Here is a 15,600-nt window from a genome sequence, read left to right as displayed (position 1 = left end):
ACCCAACTGGCCCGCAGTTAATGTCGTTTTGAGGGCCCAAAACGACACTTACTGCCAGTCAGTTGGGCTAGCGGTTTCTGGCTAGCAGAATATCGTGGAGATCACTGATCGGTCTCTCTAGGGTCTGGAGTACGCCTAAACCGTTCCGTACTCTCGAGGAGGCCCACTGTGTCCATCAGCGCCGATAGCACAACGCACGAATCTGTTGCCGCCGCGCACGCGGTTCCGGAGCCGACGCCGGAGGAAGCTGCCCAGCTGGCGCAGTTGTACCGCGACTTCGAAGCCGGGAACCTGATTCCGCTGTGGACCGAGATCGCTGACCTGATGCCGATGGTGCCGTCCCCGAAGGCCGTGCCGCATGTGTGGCGTTGGAACGACTTGTACCCGCTGGCCGCCCGGGCCGGGGACCTGGTGCCGGTGGGCCGCGGTGGGGAGCGCCGTGCCATCGCGCTCGCCAACCCGGGCCTTGCCGGCACGCCGTATGCGACGCCGACTCTGTGGGCTGCCATCCAGTATCTGGGCGCGCATGAAACAGCCCCGGAGCACCGCCACTCTCAGAACGCGTTCCGCTTCGTCGTCGAGGGCGAAGGCGTCTGGACGGTGGTGAACGGGGATCCGGTGGCCATGCGCCGCGGCGACTTCCTGCTGACCCCGGGCTGGAACTTCCACGGCCACCACAATGACACCGATCAGCCGATGGCTTGGATCGACGGGCTGGACATCCCGTTTGTGCACTACGCGGACGCCGGGTTCTTCGAGTTCGGCACCGAGCGCGTCACGGACGAGGCCACCCCGGACATCTCACGCTCCGAGCGGCTCTGGGCCCACCCGGGCCTGCGCCCGCTCTCCGGACTGGATGACACCACCAACTCGCCCATCGCGGCCTACCGTTGGGAGCACACCGACGCCGCCCTCCGCGAGCAGTTGCTTCTCGAAGATGAAGGCCACCCGGCCACCGTCAGCCAGGGCCACGCCGCCGTCCGGTACACCAACCCGACCACGGGCGGGGACGTGATGCCGACCATCCGGGCAGAGTTCCACCGCCTGCGGGCAGGCGCCTCCACCGAGGCCTTGCGCGAGGTCGGCTCCAGCGTGTGGCAGGTTTTCGAAGGGACCGGCACGGTGGTGTTGAACGGGGAGTCTAAGGCTTTGGCGAAGGGCGATCTGTTCGTGGTCCCGTCCTGGGCCCTGTGGTCCCTTGAGGCTGAGAGCGAGTTCGACCTCTTCCGCTTCAGCGATGCCCCCATTTTCGAACGCCTGAACTTCAACCGCACGTACATCGAAGGACGCAACAAATGAAACTCCTGACACTCCGCACCGAGACCGGCGCCGGCAAAGGTACCGTGGCCGTCCGCCAGGACGGCGACACCCTGACCGAGATCGACGGGTTCTCCGACGTCGGTGCCCTCCTGCAGGACCCCGCCTGGGCGGCCATCGCGGAGGCGGCCAGCGGCGCAACGCACGCGCTCGACGGCGCGGACCTCGCCGCCGTCGTACCCTCACCGGGGAAGATCATCTGCGTGGGGCACAACTACCGCAACCACATCAAGGAGATGGGCCGGGACATCCCCGAGTACCCCACGCTCTTCGCGAAGTACCAGGAATCGCTGATTGGTCCCAACGACGATCTGGCGTTGCCGCAGGAGTCTGACAGTGTTGACTGGGAGGCCGAGCTCGCCGTCGTGATTGGCAAGAAGGGGCGGCGGATCAGCGAAGCCGACGCGGCGGACCACATCGCCGGGTACTCGGTGCTGAACGACATCAGCATGCGTGACTACCAGTTCCGCACCGTCCAGTGGCTGCAAGGCAAGACCTGGGAGAACAGCACCCCGTTCGGGCCGGCACTGGTGACCAAGGACGAGTTCACGGTCGGCCCACTGATGACCTCCGCGGTGGACGGCGAGATCCAGCAGCAGACCCCCACCGGGGACCTCGTGTTCACCCCGGAATTCCTGGTGTCCTACATCTCCACGATCATCACGCTGAACCCGGGCGACGTCATCGCGACCGGCACGCCCGGCGGGGTGGGCCACGCCCAGAACCCGAAGCGCTACCTGCAGGAAGGCCAGGTCCTGGTTACCACCATTGAAGGCCTTGGCCAGCTGACGAACCGCGTGGTCAAGGAAGCCTGATGGTTGCCCGCAAGGACCTCACCACCGATCCGGGCCTGCAGGAACAATTGCTGCAGGCCCGGCGGGGGACCGCGTTCTTCGCCCGGAAGCTCAACGAACTCAGCGACGCGGAGCTCGACGGCGGTTCACTGCTGCCGGCGTGGAGCCGGCGTCACGTTGTAGCACACGTCGGCTACAACGCCCGGGCCATCGCGCGGCTCGTGGAGTGGGCCGGGACCGGGGTGGAGACTCCCATGTATCCCTCGGTCTCGGTGCGGGATGAGGAGATATCCTTCGGCGCCACCCTGTCTCCTATCGCGTTGCGGAACCTCTTTGACCACTCCGCCGTGCACTTGAGCGTGGAGTGGCGGGACCTGCCGGAGGACGCGTGGAGTCACGAAGTCCGCACCGCCCAAGGCCGCATCGTTCCGGCGTCAGAGACCGTGTGGATGCGGACCCGCGAAGTCTGGGTGCATGCCGTGGACCTGGACAACGGGGCGAGCTTCGCGGACATCCCGGTGTCTGTCCTGGAACGGTTGCTTCGCGATATCACCGGCGCATGGTCCACTCGCGGCACCGATAAGGGGCTCTTGGTCAAGGTCGCGGGCACGGACCTCGTCTTCGGGGACCCGGAGGCCGCCGTCGTGGTCACTGGCACGCTGGCCGGCGTCGCCCAATGGGCCACCGGGCGGGGGACTGACGGCGTGACTGCGGGCGCTGGGCCGGTGCCTGCGGCACCCAAGTGGATCTGACGGCGTCGGGCACAAAGAAGGTTGGCACAGCTTCCGGCTTCTTCACCGGAAGAACTGCACCAACCGCTTGTATGACTATTCAGATTTAGCTGTAGATGCTACCCATTGGCGGCTCCTGTAATCCCGGGCTAACTCAATCCGGGCTTGTGAATAGGCCTATTTTGCGTCGTCAGCCAGATGCCGTGAAAACATCCAGCCAGCGGCGGCCATCAGAATGCCCAGAACCATGAACGTCCAGTTGTCGACAGCGTTCAGCGACAGGAAGTTGGCCGCCGAATCAACCCCGACACTCAGTCCGTACACACTGAGCACGATGTACAAGGCACCGAAGCTCATCAGGATATTGCGTGCGCTATGGCCGCCCGAGCGGGACATCGCCCAGCTGGTTCCACCGATGGCCAGCTGCACAATGTTGAGCAGCAGGGACACTTGGAACACACCCAGGAGCATTGCGTGCGAATTTGGCCCGAAGAACTGCAATTCCCCGTACCGCATGGTGATGCCCGGAATGAATCCGAGAAGGCCCACCAGCGCCATCAGAATACCTACACCCATGCCGATGTTCTGGATGTCCGTGCGTCCGAAGTGAACACCGTGTGCATGTGGGGTTGCGGTAGTCATTATGCCCTCCATCCACCTATTGCGAACACTCCAATTTTACGTCTGCTTTATCCAAAAAGCGCTGGAACGGTGGGCACGCGGCCCCTTGAACAGCCCCGACGCCCGCTCACCTTTGGGGCGATTTTCCCCGACGCCCGCTCACTTCTGGGGGGTTTTCGGGCGACCCTCGTGCACTTGTACGACGGCGGGACGGTGGATGTGCAGGAGCGTCTGGCTTTCGGGCGCCATAGGTGAGCGAGCGTTGGAGGTTTGGCGGGATCTGAGGGTGCCTGCCGGGGGAGCGAGGCACACCGTGGCACGATAGGACACGATGAAACTGCGCGCTGATCAGACCGGTAACCGTGGCCTGCCCATGCCCTTGTGGCTGCAGGGTGCCCTTGAGTCGGCCCAGGCCGCTATCATCTCGGCGCTCGTGGTGGTCCTGCCGCTCGTCGCCGTCTGGGCAACTGACGGATTCCAGAACCGCAGCATCGACTTCCTGGCACGATTGGCCGGCCAAGCCTGGCTGCTGGTTCAGGGCGTGCCTTTGCAGCTTGCCACGGTGAACCTAGGTACCGCAGGACTGCCCGGCTCAGGGATGCTGTCCCTTATCCCGCTCGGGCTGACCCTGGTGCCCTTCCTTCTTGCGTGGCGCGCGGGGCGCCGCTTGGCCAGGGCGTCTTACACGGACCAGCTTTGGCAGGCGTTCTTCGGTGCACTGCTTGTCTACGGGGCATTCGGCGCGGCTACCGGCTTCATCTGCCGCACCCAGGACGTGGTCATCAACATTTGGTTCGCCGCGTTCCTGCCGCTTATCCCGTTCGGCCTCGGCATGGTGCTTGGTGCCCGGCGGGAGTCCGGCTCATGGAGCAGATTGATTGGCGTCGACGCCGTGGATTGGCTCGCGCGCGCCAGCCAACACTCCCGATGGGCCGGGTCCTACTTTGGCTCCGCCATCAAGGCCGGCTTCGTGGCGATCATGGCGGCACTCACACTTGCTGCCCTGCTGCTCGCCGTCGTCCTTGTAGTGCACTGGACGGACATCATCGCCGTGTACGAGGGCCTGAAAGCCGGTGCTCTGGGCGGCGGCGTTTTGACCATCGCCCAGCTCGGCTACCTGCCCAATCTCGCAGTGTTCACCTTGGCTTGGTCCTCCGGCGCTGGGTTCTCCCTCGGCGTCGGCTCACACGCCGGTCCCCTGGGTACCGCCGTCGGGCCTTTGCCTGCTATCCCTATCTTCGGTGCGCTGCCCACCGGGCACCTCGACCTTGGGGCAGCGGCCCTTGGCCTTCCGGTGCTCGCCGGGCTGCTGGCAGGCTGGTGGTTCCTGCGCGAAGGGGAGAACCACTTCGACGAATGGCTCTCCATCAAGATCAAGGCGCGTTGGTTCACGGCGCCAGTTTCCACGCTGTTCCTGGGCGCACTCGTCGGAACTGTCGCCGGAGCCTTCGCCGGGGGGCTGGCTTGGCTGGCGAGCGGTTCCGCTGGAATCGGGCGCCTCACCGAGATCGGCCCGGATCCGCTGTGGACGGCCGTCTGGATCGCCGCGGAGGTGGCGATCGGCGTCGTGATCGGCTATTCGGTGGGGCCATGGCTGGAGCGGCGGCAGAAACTCCGCGAGGCGGACCTTGACGCTTCCGTGTACGACGGCGACCACAGCTAAGCTGTCCGGCTCGCCTTAGCTTGCGTCCGGCTAAGGCAGCTCGGAAGGAACCGACTTCTGGAAGTCCACCTGGCAGGAGTCTTGGGCTTGGATGGTCAGTGCGTTCCGCGCGCAGTCCTGCAAGGTGCGGATCTGTTGGAAAAAGACGACAGCCGTCAGAACCAGCAGGCACATAATGGCCGTGACCACCAGCCCGGAGATGGTGCCGAACAGTACCAGTCGGGACTGCTTGAACCTGATGGTCCGGACGAGGACCACCACGCCAAGTACCCCCGCGATGACCGTGAGGATGCCACTGAGCCAGACGTAGCTGACATTCAGGATGTAGACGAAGACGGCGCCGAGCACCGTTAGCAGGAATGACCTGAAAAGCGTTTGGGTAACTGCAAGCGCTGATTTGGCAGCCTCGCTCTGTGGATGCTGCTGAGGGCTGGGTCCAACGCCGGAATTCATGTTTTCCAGCCTACGCGAGCCACCCATAAGCTAGTGCAATGCGCATTGTTGTCCTCGTCTCCGGCACCGGTTCCAATCTCCAAGCAGTTATTGATGCCGTGAAGGTAGGCGAGCTCGACGTTGAGATTGCAGCCGTTGGTGCCGACAGGCCGGGTACCTACGGGGTGGAGCGCTCCGCGGAGGCCGGACTCGAGACCTTCGTGGTGGACTTCAAGGATTACGCAGACCGGGCAGACTGGAACGCCGCGCTCACCAAGGCGGTTGCCTCGTACAACCCGGATGTGGTGGTTTCCTCGGGGTTCATGCGGATTGTCAGCCCGGAGTTCATCGATGCCTTTGATGGCAAGTACCTCAACACGCACCCCGCACTGCTGCCCGCCTTCCCCGGCGCCCACGGAGTCCGCGATGCCATGGCTTACGGGGTGAAGGTCACAGGTTGCACCGTCCACTGGGCCGACGCCGGCGTGGACACCGGGCCCATCATTGCCCAGGAAGCGGTCGAAATCGCCGCGGACGACACCGAAGACACCTTGCACGAACGCATCAAGGTGGTGGAGCGCAGGCTCCTGGTCCGGACCCTCGCAGAGCTCGCGGCCGGGAAGCACGCCTAAGTCCTGGGCACTCCGGGGGGACATGCCCACTGTTGTCTGCCAGGAATGGACATGCGCCCAGGTTCCCATGGGACATGTCCACCGTTGGCCGCGGCGGATGGACATATTACTGCTATGTCCATCCCTAACAACTGACAGGGGGCATGCTCAGTCGAGGTCGGGTTGCAGCGACCAGTGTTTGGAAAGCAGCGGAATGAGAATGCCGTTGAGGGTGACGTCCCAGGCATCGAACATGAAGCCGAGGCCGCCGATCAGGAAAATCCGGCCCTGGACCTTCCGCCGCTATGGAAGCCCCTGGACCACCTGCTCGCCAGTCAGGACGGTTGTATAAGTATTCATTTCCCCTCCTGGGGAAAACTCTATCCGTGGTTCTGGATCGCCTTTCGCAGGAAGCCCCCGGCCTCGTCCAAAGCACTCTTCGCTTCCCCGGGATCGATGCCCGTCAGCACCACCAGGATGGCCGCCTTGACGGAACCACCCACGGAATTCAAGGCCCGAATCGCCGTCTCCGCGTCCACGCCCGTGGCATGTTGAATGGTCCGCTGGGACCTCGCGAGCAGTTTGTTGTTGGTGGCGCGCAGGTCCACCATGAGGTTGCCGTAGGTCTTGCCGAGCTTGACCATGGCGAGCGTGCTGAGCATATTGAGGACGAGTTTTTGCGCCGTGCCGGCTTTCAGCCGAGTGGAACCGGCAACGAACTCGGGACCGACCACCACGTCGATCGCCACGTCCGCCAGCTTGCTGATGGGTGAATCATGATTGCAGGCGAGCGACGCGGTGAATGCCCCGCGGCTCCGCGCTTCTTCGAGGGCGCCGATCACGTATGGCGTGCGTCCCGAAGCCGAAATCCCGACGACGGCGTCCGCCTCGGTCACGCTGATATCGTGCAGGTCGCGGGCCCCGGCCGTGGCGTTGTCCTCGGCGTATTCCACCGGTTTCTGGATAGCCTGGGTGCCGCCCGCGATGATCCCGACGACGAGTCCCGGGGGAGTGCCGAAGGTGGGTGGGCATTCGCTCGCGTCCAGTACCCCGAGCCGCCCGGCCGTTCCGGCACCGACGTAGAGCAGTCGGCCTCCGCGCGCGAGGCGTTCCGCTACGGCGTCGACCACTACGGCGATCTGCTCGCTGGCTTGCTCGACGGCGGCCGGGACCCCGCGGTTCTGCTCGTTCATGGCTGCGACGAGCTCGGCCGTGCCCATCGTGTCCAGATCGCCGAGCGTGGGCGATGCCGCTTCGGTTTGCAGGCCTGCGAGTTCGGAGCGGAGTTCCGCGAGCCCCTCGCCACTGAGGGAAGCTGCGTCAGATTGTTCCGTCACGGTGGATGTACCTTTCCTGAAGGAGCCCGCGGCGGTTCGCAGCGAGGGCGGCCCCGTCCATTCCATCGCCGAGCGCCGCAACCACCTCAATCCCAGCCGAAGCGAGGGCGTTCTGCAAGACCCCGCCGAAGAACTCCGATTTCACCACGCCGCCAAGAAGGGCCACCCGCTTGGTCTCGCCCGAAGCGAGGGAGACGGTGTTCACGAGAAGCCTGCACGCTTCGTCCACAATTCCGCGTGCGACGGCGTCCCCCGCCTCCGCTTCACGCAGCACCACGGGCGTGAAGCGCGCCATCGTCCGGGCCGGGTTATCGGACTCGGCGAGCCACGCCGGGAGCTGCTCGGGCGAGCTAACCAGTGCGGCGGCCGCGTCGAGCAACGAAGTGGCCGGTCCGCCGTCGTGCGCTTGCAGTGCGGACTGCAGGCCCCGCTGTCCGATCCAGCGGCCGCTTCCGCGATCGCCCAATAACGGTCCCCAACCGTCGGCGCGGTGGAGGGTTCCGGCGTCGTCAAAGCGGAAGGCAACGGCCCCGGTGCCCACAATCAACACCGTCCCGGGAGCGCCCTTCAGGGCTCCAAGCTGGGCCGCAGTGGCATCGGAGAGGACAGCGGCTGGGACTTTGAAGCGTTCGGAAAGCAGGACGGCGAGTTCCTGGGAGTTCGCCGCGGAGGCCTCAACCCCGGCCACAGCGGCGCCGATTCCCCGCAAGGAGCCAGTTGGAAGCCCTCCGGGCAGCATGGCCGCAGTGTCCGCTAGGAGCTCGAAGGCGAACCGGGCTCCGTTGTCCATGCCCAAACCGGGGAAGCCTTGCTGGTCCGCTGAGCCCAACACCTTGTCGCCCTGCCTGAGTTCAATCCTGCATCGGCTCTTGCCGACGTCGGCCACCAAAATCACTTCTGCGGATTCCATGGCCCAACCTTATGTTGCGGGCGGCGGCACGTCTGAAAAAACGAACAGGAGCCACAACACGATAAACTCGTCCGTATCCCCAGCAACCGCGGAATCCCGCGATATAAGACGGAGACTTTTGTGAGCTTGACGCAGCTTGACCGTGTTCCCATCCGCCGTGCACTGATCTCGGTTTACGACAAGACGGGGCTGGAGGAACTCGCGAAGGGCCTGCACGCAGCAGGAGTCGCCATCGTCTCCACCGGCTCCACCGCGAAACGGATTGCCGCAGCCGGTATTCCGGTCAAGGAAGTCGAAGAAGTCACCGGGTCTCCGGAGATGCTCGATGGCCGCGTCAAGACCCTGCACCCGCGCGTGCACGGCGGCATCCTGGCCGATCGCCGGGTTCCTGCCCACATGGAAACGCTCGCCAAGATGGAGATCGAGCCGTTCGACCTTGTGGTGGTCAACCTCTACCCGTTCGTGGAAACCGTCCGCTCCGGCGCAGCCCAGGACGACGTGGTCGAGCAGATCGACATCGGAGGCCCCGCCATGGTGCGTTCGGCGGCCAAGAACCATGCCGCCGTCGCGATCGTGGTTGACCCCAACTTTTATGGCGCCGTGGTGGAAGCCGCCGCTGCGGGTGGCTTCGACCTGAAGACCCGCCGCCGTCTCGCTGCGAAGGCTTTTGCGCACACCGCAGCGTATGACACTGCCGTTGCCACCTGGACCGCCAGCCAGTTCCTCGACGAAGACGGCGACGGCGTCATCGACTGGCCTGCTTACGCCGGCCTGGCCCTGGAACGCTCCGAGGTGCTGCGCTATGGCGAGAACCCGCACCAGCAGGCCGCCCTCTACGTGGACAAGGCCGCGCCCGCTGGTATCGCCCAGGCCGACCAACTGCACGGCAAGGCCATGAGCTACAACAACTTCGTCGACGCCGACGCCGCCCTCCGCGCCGCGTTCGACTTCTCTGAGCCGGCTGTCGCCATCATCAAGCACGCCAACCCTTGCGGCGTGGCCGTCGGTTCCGCAGATGCCGCCGACCCCATCGCAGACGCCCACGCCAAGGCCCACGCGTGCGATCCCGTATCCGCTTTCGGCGGCGTTATCGCTGCCAACAGCATTGTCACCGCGGGAATGGCCCAAACCGTGGCCGGAATCTTCACCGAGGTTGTCATCGCCCCGGGCTTCGAACCGGAAGCTATTGAAATCCTGTCCAAGAAGAAGAACATCCGCCTCCTGGCGCTGCCGGACGGCTACGGCCGCTATCCGACGGAGATCCGCCAGGTCTCGGGCGGCGTCCTCGTCCAGCAAGCCGACAAGGTGGACGCCGACGGCGACAACCCCGCCAACTGGACCCTCGCCGCCGGTGAAGCCGCCGACGACGCCACGTTTGCCGACCTCGCGTTCGCTTGGACCGCTTGCCGTGCCGCCAAGTCCAACGCGATCCTCCTCGCCAACAACGGTGCAGCTGTCGGCATCGGCATGGGCCAGGTGAACCGCCTGGATTCCTGCAAGCTGGCCGTTGAGCGCGCCAACACCTTGGGCGTTCAGGTGGAGTCCGACGTCGACGGCGCCGGCGGTGCCTCCAATGCCGACGCGAGCAGCGCACCTGAACGCGCCCGCGGTGCCGTGGCTGCTTCCGACGCGTTCTTCCCGTTCGCCGACGGCCTGCAGATCCTGATCGACGCCGGCGTCCGCGCCGTCGTGCAGCCTGGCGGTTCAGTTCGCGACGAGGAGGTCATCGCCGCGGCCAACGCTGCCGGGATCACGATGTACTTCACGGGTGCACGCCACTTCTTCCACTAAGTCCACTCGCTCCACCAAAAAATGGACATGCCCTCCCTTGCCGGGAGGACATGTCCATTTTTTGGGGTCAGGACTGGGCAAAGTGGCTATATGTCCAGTCCTGCGAGCTAGCGGGGGGACATGTCCGTGGCTACGGTGCCGTGAACGCTAGGATGTGAACGCTAGGATGTGGACGCCAGCTCGTAGGCATCCCGGATGACGGAACCCCAGTAAGGCCCATAGATCACGGCCGGGCCGCCAAGGTAGCCGTAGCTCGTAATGGAGTTTTGGAACGAGTCGTCATCAGAGTCGACCATCCACGGGCCTCCAGATGATCCTCCGGTCATATCGCACGGGATTCCCTGCGCCTTGAACTGTGGATTGATGGGATCCTTGGTGGCGTCACCCGAGCAACTCTTCAATGATTGGCCGTCAAACGGTGGGGCGGCAGGGTAGCCAAACGCCTGGTAACTCAGGCCCCGGTCAATGTTGAACTCTACCCCGGACGCGCCAACGACGTCGGCCAGGTGCTTGCCGTTCACCGTGGCAGTGACCGCGAAGCCGGTGTCATAGCGGATATCGCCAGCGGTGCGCCACTGAGTGGTGGTGTAAAGGGCTTTGGCTGGCCAGATGCCGTAAGGAGCCGTGCCGTTGAGATAAGCCGGAACGAAAACAAAGTTCCGGACGAATGCACCTGGACCCTCGTTGACACAGTGGCCCGCGGTCGCCACTGTGCTGTCGTTATCCGATACGACGACGTTGCCGGAGCAGACGTAGGCGAAGGCTCCCATGGTGAAGAAGACCTTGCCGACGTGGTCAATGGGGTCTTCGTTTTGGTGAAGGCTCGGGACGCCACCCTTGGAGCTGGCGATTTTCACGGGCGGGCCCGATTCGACGGTGCCGCTGATCGCCCCGGAGGCTGCGGCCCGTGCGAGGGCAATACCGGCGAGGACATCGCCCGGGATTGCTGTTCGCATCCGCTCTGGAGTCCAGTACCCCGTGGGGTCGGTGTTTGTTGCTGCCAAGCTGACGAGCTGCGGCGTCCCAGTCGCTGCGAAGCTCGAAACCGCACTAAAAGGCGTTGCGGCTGCCGCCCCTCCAGCGGCACAGAGGGTCAAAACGGCGGAGGTAAGGAGGCTCAGGAGACCGGTGATGGGGAGTGATTTCTTTGTCATGATTGTCCTGCCAATCGATGATGTAGCCATCTGTTCTCGGCCACAGTTGACCCATTGAACCTACTCCGATTCAGCCTGTTGGTACATAAGGTTTGGCTGCTTATGACGTTGCGTCGACGCCGCGAAGCCATGCCAGTAGGCGCCAACACGGTGCCCTCAGGTAAGTTAGAGATGTTGAAATCTGCAGACTTTCAGGGAGATGCCCCGCCAATGGCAAAGATTATCTATACCCACACTGATGAAGCGCCGATGCTGGCGACTTACTCGCTCCTGCCGATTGTGGAAGCTTTCGCCTCGACGGCTGGCGTGGAGGTCGAGACACGCGACATCTCGCTGGCTGGCCGAATCATCGCAGTCTTCGGTGACTACCTGACTGATGAGCAGCGGATCAGCGACGCCCTGGCTGAACTGGGTGAGCTGGCAAAGAAGCCCGAGGCCAACATCATCAAGCTCCCCAACATCAGCGCTTCCGTCCCCCAACTCAAGGCAGCTATTGCCGAACTGCAGGGCAAGGGCTACGCGCTTCCGGACTACCCGGACAACCCTTCCTCTGACGAAGAGACGGACATCCGGTCCCGTTACGACAAGATCAAGGGCTCGGCCGTCAACCCCGTCCTGCGTGAAGGCAACTCGGACCGCCGCGCGCCTCTGTCGGTGAAGAATTACGCCCGCCAGAACCCGCACTCCATGGGTGCCTGGAGCGCCGACTCCAAAACCAACGTTGCCCACATGACGGCGAACGACTTCCGCTCCAACGAGAAGTCCGTGGTCATCCGCGCCGATGACGCCATCAAGATCCAGATTGTCCGCGAAGACGGCACGGTCAAGGTCCTCAAGCCGGCCTTCCCCGTCCTCGCCGGCGAAGTAGTGGACGGCACCGTGTTGCGCGCCGCGGCCTTGGACGAGTTCTTGGCTGCCCAAGTGATCCGCGCCAAGGAAGAAGGCGTGCTGTTCTCCGCACACCTGAAGGCCACCATGATGAAGATCTCCGACCCCATCATCTTCGGCCACGTCGTCAAGGCATACTTCTCCGAGCTGTTCGACACCTATGGCAAGCAGATCGCCGCTGCCGGACTGAGCGCGAACAACGGCTTGGCTTCCATCCTCAACGGCCTTGACGAACTCCCCGAAGACGTCCGCGAAGGCATCAAGGCGGCCATCAAGAAGGGCTTGGAAGACGGCCCGGCGCTGGCCATGGTCGATTCCGACAAGGGCATCACCAACCTTCACGTACCGAGCGACATCATTGTTGACGCTTCGATGCCGGCAATGATCCGCAGCTCCGGCCACATGTGGGGACCGGACGGCAAGGAAGCCGATACCCTCGCCGTCATCCCGGACAGCTGCTATGCAGATGTCTACCAGGTGGTCATCGATGATTGCCGTGCCCACGGCGCCTTCGATCCCACCACCATGGGTACGGTTCCGAACGTCGGCCTCATGGCCCAGGCGGCCGAGGAATACGGCAGCCACAACAAGACCTTCGAAGTCGTGAACGCCGGAACCATGCAGGTTGTGGACTCCTCCGGAACCGTGCTGATTGAGCACCAGGTCTCCCCGGGCGACATCTGGCGCGCTTGCCAGACCAAGGACGTGCCGATCCGCGACTGGGTCAAGCTGGCCGTCACGCGTGCCCGCGCGTCCAAGATGCCGACTGTTTTCTGGCTCGACGAAACCCGCGCCCACGACGCCCAACTGATCGGCAAGGTCAGGGAATACCTGAAGGACTACGACACCGAGGGCCTGCAGATCGAAATCATGTCCCCGGAGAAGGCCACCGCGTTCACTCTGGAACGGATCCGCAAGGGCGAGGACACCATCTCCGTGACCGGCAATGTGCTCCGCGACTACCTCACGGACCTGTTCCCGATCCTCGAACTCGGCACCAGCGCCAAGATGCTCTCCGTGGTCCCGCTGATCAATGGTGGCGGCCTCTTTGAGACCGGTGCCGGCGGATCGGCCCCGAAGCACGTCCAGCAACTCCTGCAGGAAAACCACTTGCGCTGGGACAGCTTGGGTGAATTCCTTGCGCTGGCCGTTAGCTTCGAGCACCTTGCCACCACAACCGGCAACGCCCGTGCACAGGTCCTCGCCGACACGCTTGACCGGGCAACGGGGACGTTCCTGCTGGACAACAAGTCCCCGAAGCGCAGGGTCGGCGAACTCGATAACCGAGGCAGCCATTACTACCTCGCCAAGTACTGGGCCCAGGAACTGGCGCAGCAGAGCGACGACGTCGAGCTCGCCGCGGCGTTCTCTGCCGTTGCCAAGGCCCTGACGTCCAACGAGGAAACCATCATCGCCGAGTTGCTCAGTGTCCAGGGCTCGCCCGTCGACATCGGAGGCTACTACCGCCCCGACGCCGCGAAGGCAGAGGCCGTGATGCGTCCCTCCGCAAAGCTGAACGAGGTAGTCGCGACGCTGAACTAGCGTCGTGCCTCACCAACTAACCCGCAGTTGTTGTCGTTGAGAGAGCCCATAGCGACAACAACTGCGGGTTAGTTGCGTCTAGGCGCGGCTTCGGGCGGAGAAACGGCGGGGCGCGTCGATCCCGTCGACAAGATCGGCAAGCACCCGTCCGATTGCCGGGGTGAATTTGAAGCCGTGCCCGGAGAAGCCCGCCCGGCGTGAGCATTACGTAGACGGGGCTGTACCAATCGGGGGAGAGGTACGTGCGTCCCGACGAGCTTGCTGGTCCAGGCACCGGCCGTAACGACTATCCGGCGCGCCGTGATCTCTTCTGAATCAGTCACGACGACGGCGCGATCTTCGCCGAGAACGCGGATGTCGCGAACGGGGGTTGAATACTCGAACCGTGCACCATGGGCCTCGGCCGATGTGCGCAGGGCCCTGAGTGCCTCAGCTGCACGAACACGGCCCGATTCAGGCACGAAGAGGACATCGCTTCGGAACACCATGCCCTGCCAGCGCTCTCCCGCTTCCCTGGCTGGCGCGTCGCGCCGTGGGAAGCGCCCACATGGTGCCCCTCTTCGAACTGTTCGAGGAGAATCACCGATAGCCCTCGGAGAGCGAGCTGCCACGCGGCAGCCGATCCCATTGCGCCTCCGCCGACCACGACGACGTCAACATCCATCCGGATTCACCTATCCTGTCCGGGCCTCCCAGCGAGGCCCACTGCAGCTTCCATTCTGCGTCCACCAGCTGACGCCCAAGGTCAGAAGGGCAAGCGCCGCAGCGACGGCTTGGGTACCGAGATGTCGCGGAGCCGCTTCCGGCCAAGGGCCGCCGTTTTGAGCTGTGCCGTTGGCATGGAAGATTGGACCGAGTGAAATTCCTCCTTCCTTCGCAGACCTCATCCTCGCGTGGCATAGCGTTTCTGCGGGTCGTGTTCGGCGGCCTTTTGCTGCTTCATGGAGTCCAGAAGTTGCTGGCTGGGCAGCCGGCGTTTGAGGCAACCATCGCCGCGATGGGGGTTCAAAAAGCGGAGCTGATGTCCTGGCTGGTCATCTGGGGTGAGACCGGGTTGGGTACACTTTTGGTGCTCGGAGGCCTGACCAGGGTGGCCGGTTTCCTGGCCGCTCTGATGTACACGGGGATCTGGTTTGTCACCGAATCAGGCAAGCCCTTGTTGAGCGACAGTCCCGGAATCAACGCTGAGCTGCTCATTCTGTATATCGCGTTGGCGTTGGCGTTTGCCTTCATCGGTTCCGGGGCGGCCTCGCTGGACCGGAAACTGTTTGCCGGGAAGCCTGCCCGGAAGCCACGGCGCTAGGCGCCCTGGCGCCGTCCGGCCTGGAGACCCGCACGGGCCATGGCGTCCGCGTAGGATCGGCCCATGTCGATCAGCCATTCGGTCTGGCGTTCCTTGGAACCGGCGAAGGCGCGCCCGTGCAGCGATCGGGCCTTGTAGACCTTCAGGCCGCGGCGCCAGATCAGCGGGTTGTCAGTCTTGAGGAGCATCTGCGCCAGGCGGTTGGCTTCCGTTCCGTGGGCGACGATCGCCGAGGCACGCGGAACGAGTTTGAGGAAACCGATCAGCGGTTTGAGGCCGGCGCCGACCTGCTCTGGAGTCAGCTTTCCGTTCGCCTCACCAAGGGTGAACCACGGGTGGGCATTCCAAGGCATCATCCACTCCGGGCGCAGGCCGAGCTGGAACTGAAGGCCTAGTAGCCGGGTGGCTGCGGCGTCGTCGCCGGCCCAGACAACCCCCCGCGTGGAGGCCTCGCTCGTGTTGGAGAACAGGGTGACAATCCGGCAGTCCTCAACCGAGTGCATCGG

At 64.1% G+C, this 15,600-nt stretch carries 15 protein-coding genes and 2 pseudogenes; 8 read left to right on the top strand and 9 right to left on the bottom strand.

Going from position 1 to position 15,600, the window contains the following annotated elements:
* Nucleotides 1–168: 168 nt before the first annotated feature.
* Genes AC3ANQ_RS17205 through AC3ANQ_RS17195 form a run of 3 tightly spaced genes read left to right on the top strand, consistent with a single transcriptional unit; the run spans nucleotide 169 to nucleotide 2,863 of the window.
* Nucleotides 169–1,299: a cupin domain-containing protein gene (locus AC3ANQ_RS17205; protein ID WP_488302151.1), complete on the top strand. Its 1,131-nt coding sequence runs from the start codon at nucleotides 169–171 to the stop codon at nucleotides 1,297–1,299.
* A complete protein-coding gene (locus AC3ANQ_RS17200; RefSeq protein WP_488302150.1) occupies nucleotides 1,296–2,132 on the top strand; it encodes a fumarylacetoacetate hydrolase family protein in 837 nt (278 codons plus the stop codon). Before AC3ANQ_RS17205 ends, AC3ANQ_RS17200 begins: the two co-directional genes overlap by 4 nt.
* Entirely contained in the window at nucleotides 2,132–2,863 is a 732-nt protein-coding gene (locus AC3ANQ_RS17195; RefSeq protein ID WP_488302149.1) for a maleylpyruvate isomerase family mycothiol-dependent enzyme, read from the top strand. The genes AC3ANQ_RS17200 and AC3ANQ_RS17195 overlap by 1 nt, the downstream gene beginning before the upstream one ends.
* A 156-nt stretch (nucleotides 2,864–3,019) precedes the next feature.
* Here the strand turns inward: AC3ANQ_RS17195 and AC3ANQ_RS17190 are convergent, their stop codons facing one another.
* Nucleotides 3,020–3,484 carry a DUF4383 domain-containing protein gene (locus tag AC3ANQ_RS17190; RefSeq protein WP_488302148.1) on the bottom strand — a complete coding sequence of 155 codons (465 nt, stop codon included), beginning with the start codon at nucleotides 3,482–3,484 and terminating at the stop codon, nucleotides 3,020–3,022.
* A gap of 310 nt (nucleotides 3,485–3,794) precedes the next feature.
* On the opposite strand from AC3ANQ_RS17190, the gene AC3ANQ_RS17185 reads away from it, so the two are divergent.
* Nucleotides 3,795–5,126: a cell division protein PerM gene (locus AC3ANQ_RS17185; RefSeq protein WP_488302147.1), complete on the top strand. Its 1,332-nt coding sequence runs from the start codon at nucleotides 3,795–3,797 to the stop codon at nucleotides 5,124–5,126.
* Between the two features lie 30 nt (nucleotides 5,127–5,156).
* Here AC3ANQ_RS17185 and AC3ANQ_RS17180 read toward each other — a convergent pair whose 3' ends face one another.
* Nucleotides 5,157–5,579 carry a hypothetical protein gene (locus tag AC3ANQ_RS17180; protein WP_488302146.1) on the bottom strand — a complete coding sequence of 141 codons (423 nt, stop codon included), beginning with the start codon at nucleotides 5,577–5,579 and terminating at the stop codon, nucleotides 5,157–5,159.
* A gap of 38 nt (nucleotides 5,580–5,617) precedes the next feature.
* Between AC3ANQ_RS17180 and purN the strand changes: the two genes are divergently transcribed.
* Nucleotides 5,618–6,190 (top strand): phosphoribosylglycinamide formyltransferase, encoded by a 573-nt coding sequence (purN, locus tag AC3ANQ_RS17175; RefSeq protein WP_488302145.1) that lies wholly within the window; start codon nucleotides 5,618–5,620, stop codon nucleotides 6,188–6,190.
* Between the two features lie 159 nt (nucleotides 6,191–6,349).
* Here purN and AC3ANQ_RS17170 read toward each other — a convergent pair.
* The 3 genes and pseudogenes from AC3ANQ_RS17170 to AC3ANQ_RS17160 form a co-directional block, all read right to left on the bottom strand.
* Nucleotides 6,350–6,529, bottom strand: a pseudogene (locus AC3ANQ_RS17170) (MFS transporter); the annotation flags it as partial.
* A 20-nt stretch (nucleotides 6,530–6,549) separates the two neighbouring features.
* Entirely contained in the window at nucleotides 6,550–7,506 is a 957-nt protein-coding gene (gene murQ / locus AC3ANQ_RS17165; protein ID WP_488302144.1) for an N-acetylmuramic acid 6-phosphate etherase, read from the bottom strand.
* Entirely contained in the window at nucleotides 7,490–8,416 is a 927-nt protein-coding gene (locus AC3ANQ_RS17160) for an N-acetylglucosamine kinase (protein WP_488302143.1), read from the bottom strand. The genes murQ and AC3ANQ_RS17160 overlap by 17 nt, the downstream gene beginning before the upstream one ends.
* 120 nt (nucleotides 8,417–8,536) lie before the next feature.
* Between AC3ANQ_RS17160 and purH the strand changes: the two genes are divergently transcribed.
* On the top strand, nucleotides 8,537–10,207 hold the full coding sequence (purH, locus tag AC3ANQ_RS17155) for a bifunctional phosphoribosylaminoimidazolecarboxamide formyltransferase/IMP cyclohydrolase (protein ID WP_488302142.1): 1,671 nt from the start codon (nucleotides 8,537–8,539) through the stop codon (nucleotides 10,205–10,207).
* 161 nt (nucleotides 10,208–10,368) lie between these two features.
* Here the strand turns inward: purH and AC3ANQ_RS17150 are convergent, their stop codons facing one another.
* Nucleotides 10,369–11,361 carry a trypsin-like serine peptidase gene (locus AC3ANQ_RS17150; protein ID WP_488302141.1) on the bottom strand — a complete coding sequence of 331 codons (993 nt, stop codon included), beginning with the start codon at nucleotides 11,359–11,361 and terminating at the stop codon, nucleotides 10,369–10,371.
* A 210-nt stretch (nucleotides 11,362–11,571) separates the two neighbouring features.
* On the opposite strand from AC3ANQ_RS17150, the gene AC3ANQ_RS17145 reads away from it, so the two are divergent.
* Complete coding sequence (locus AC3ANQ_RS17145; protein WP_488302140.1) at nucleotides 11,572–13,791, top strand: NADP-dependent isocitrate dehydrogenase; 2,220 nt, start codon at nucleotides 11,572–11,574, stop codon at nucleotides 13,789–13,791.
* A gap of 68 nt (nucleotides 13,792–13,859) precedes the next feature.
* Here AC3ANQ_RS17145 and AC3ANQ_RS17140 read toward each other — a convergent pair whose 3' ends face one another.
* Together AC3ANQ_RS17140 and AC3ANQ_RS17135 are read right to left on the bottom strand one after the other, a co-directional pair.
* Nucleotides 13,860–14,279 carry an FAD-dependent oxidoreductase gene (locus AC3ANQ_RS17140; RefSeq protein WP_488302139.1) on the bottom strand — a complete coding sequence of 140 codons (420 nt, stop codon included), beginning with the start codon at nucleotides 14,277–14,279 and terminating at the stop codon, nucleotides 13,860–13,862.
* Between the two features lie 65 nt (nucleotides 14,280–14,344).
* A pseudogene (locus AC3ANQ_RS17135) lies at nucleotides 14,345–14,419 on the bottom strand (hypothetical protein); the annotation flags it as partial.
* Between the two features lie 228 nt (nucleotides 14,420–14,647).
* Between AC3ANQ_RS17135 and AC3ANQ_RS17130 the strand changes: the two are divergent.
* A complete protein-coding gene (locus AC3ANQ_RS17130; RefSeq protein WP_488302138.1) occupies nucleotides 14,648–15,094 on the top strand; it encodes a DoxX family protein in 447 nt (148 codons plus the stop codon).
* On the opposite strand, the gene AC3ANQ_RS17125 is transcribed toward AC3ANQ_RS17130, so the two are convergent.
* The gene (locus AC3ANQ_RS17125; RefSeq protein WP_488305360.1) at nucleotides 15,091–15,597 is read right to left on the bottom strand and encodes a uracil-DNA glycosylase family protein; all 507 of its coding nucleotides are present in this window, start codon (nucleotides 15,595–15,597) and stop codon (nucleotides 15,091–15,093) included. The genes AC3ANQ_RS17130 and AC3ANQ_RS17125 overlap by 4 nt on opposite strands.
* Nucleotides 15,598–15,600 lie beyond the last annotated feature (3 nt).

This window comes from Arthrobacter sp. DMZ02-1R, assembly GCF_057747935.1.
This window is presented reverse-complemented; position numbering and strand designations above follow the sequence as displayed.

Bases quoted from the DNA above. Each gene is read 5' to 3' on its own strand.
- AC3ANQ_RS17145 (WP_488302140.1), top strand. From the start codon at position 11,572: ATGGCAAAGATTATCTATACCCACACTGATGAAGCGCCGATGCTGGCG.
- AC3ANQ_RS17190 (WP_488302148.1), bottom strand. From the start codon at position 3,484: ATGACTACCGCAACCCCACATGCACACGGTGTTCACTTCGGACGCACG.
- AC3ANQ_RS17195 (WP_488302149.1), top strand. From the start codon at position 2,132: ATGGTTGCCCGCAAGGACCTCACCACCGATCCGGGCCTGCAGGAACAA.
- AC3ANQ_RS17140 (WP_488302139.1), bottom strand. From the start codon at position 14,279: ATGGTGTTCCGAAGCGATGTCCTCTTCGTGCCTGAATCGGGCCGTGTT.
- AC3ANQ_RS17200 (WP_488302150.1), top strand. From the start codon at position 1,296: ATGAAACTCCTGACACTCCGCACCGAGACCGGCGCCGGCAAAGGTACC.
- AC3ANQ_RS17160 (WP_488302143.1), bottom strand. From the start codon at position 8,416: ATGGAATCCGCAGAAGTGATTTTGGTGGCCGACGTCGGCAAGAGCCGA.
- AC3ANQ_RS17125 (WP_488305360.1), bottom strand. From the start codon at position 15,597: ATGCACTCGGTTGAGGACTGCCGGATTGTCACCCTGTTCTCCAACACG.
- AC3ANQ_RS17150 (WP_488302141.1), bottom strand. From the start codon at position 11,361: ATGACAAAGAAATCACTCCCCATCACCGGTCTCCTGAGCCTCCTTACC.
- purN (WP_488302145.1), top strand. From the start codon at position 5,618: ATGCGCATTGTTGTCCTCGTCTCCGGCACCGGTTCCAATCTCCAAGCA.
- AC3ANQ_RS17185 (WP_488302147.1), top strand. From the start codon at position 3,795: ATGAAACTGCGCGCTGATCAGACCGGTAACCGTGGCCTGCCCATGCCC.
- AC3ANQ_RS17180 (WP_488302146.1), bottom strand. From the start codon at position 5,579: ATGAATTCCGGCGTTGGACCCAGCCCTCAGCAGCATCCACAGAGCGAG.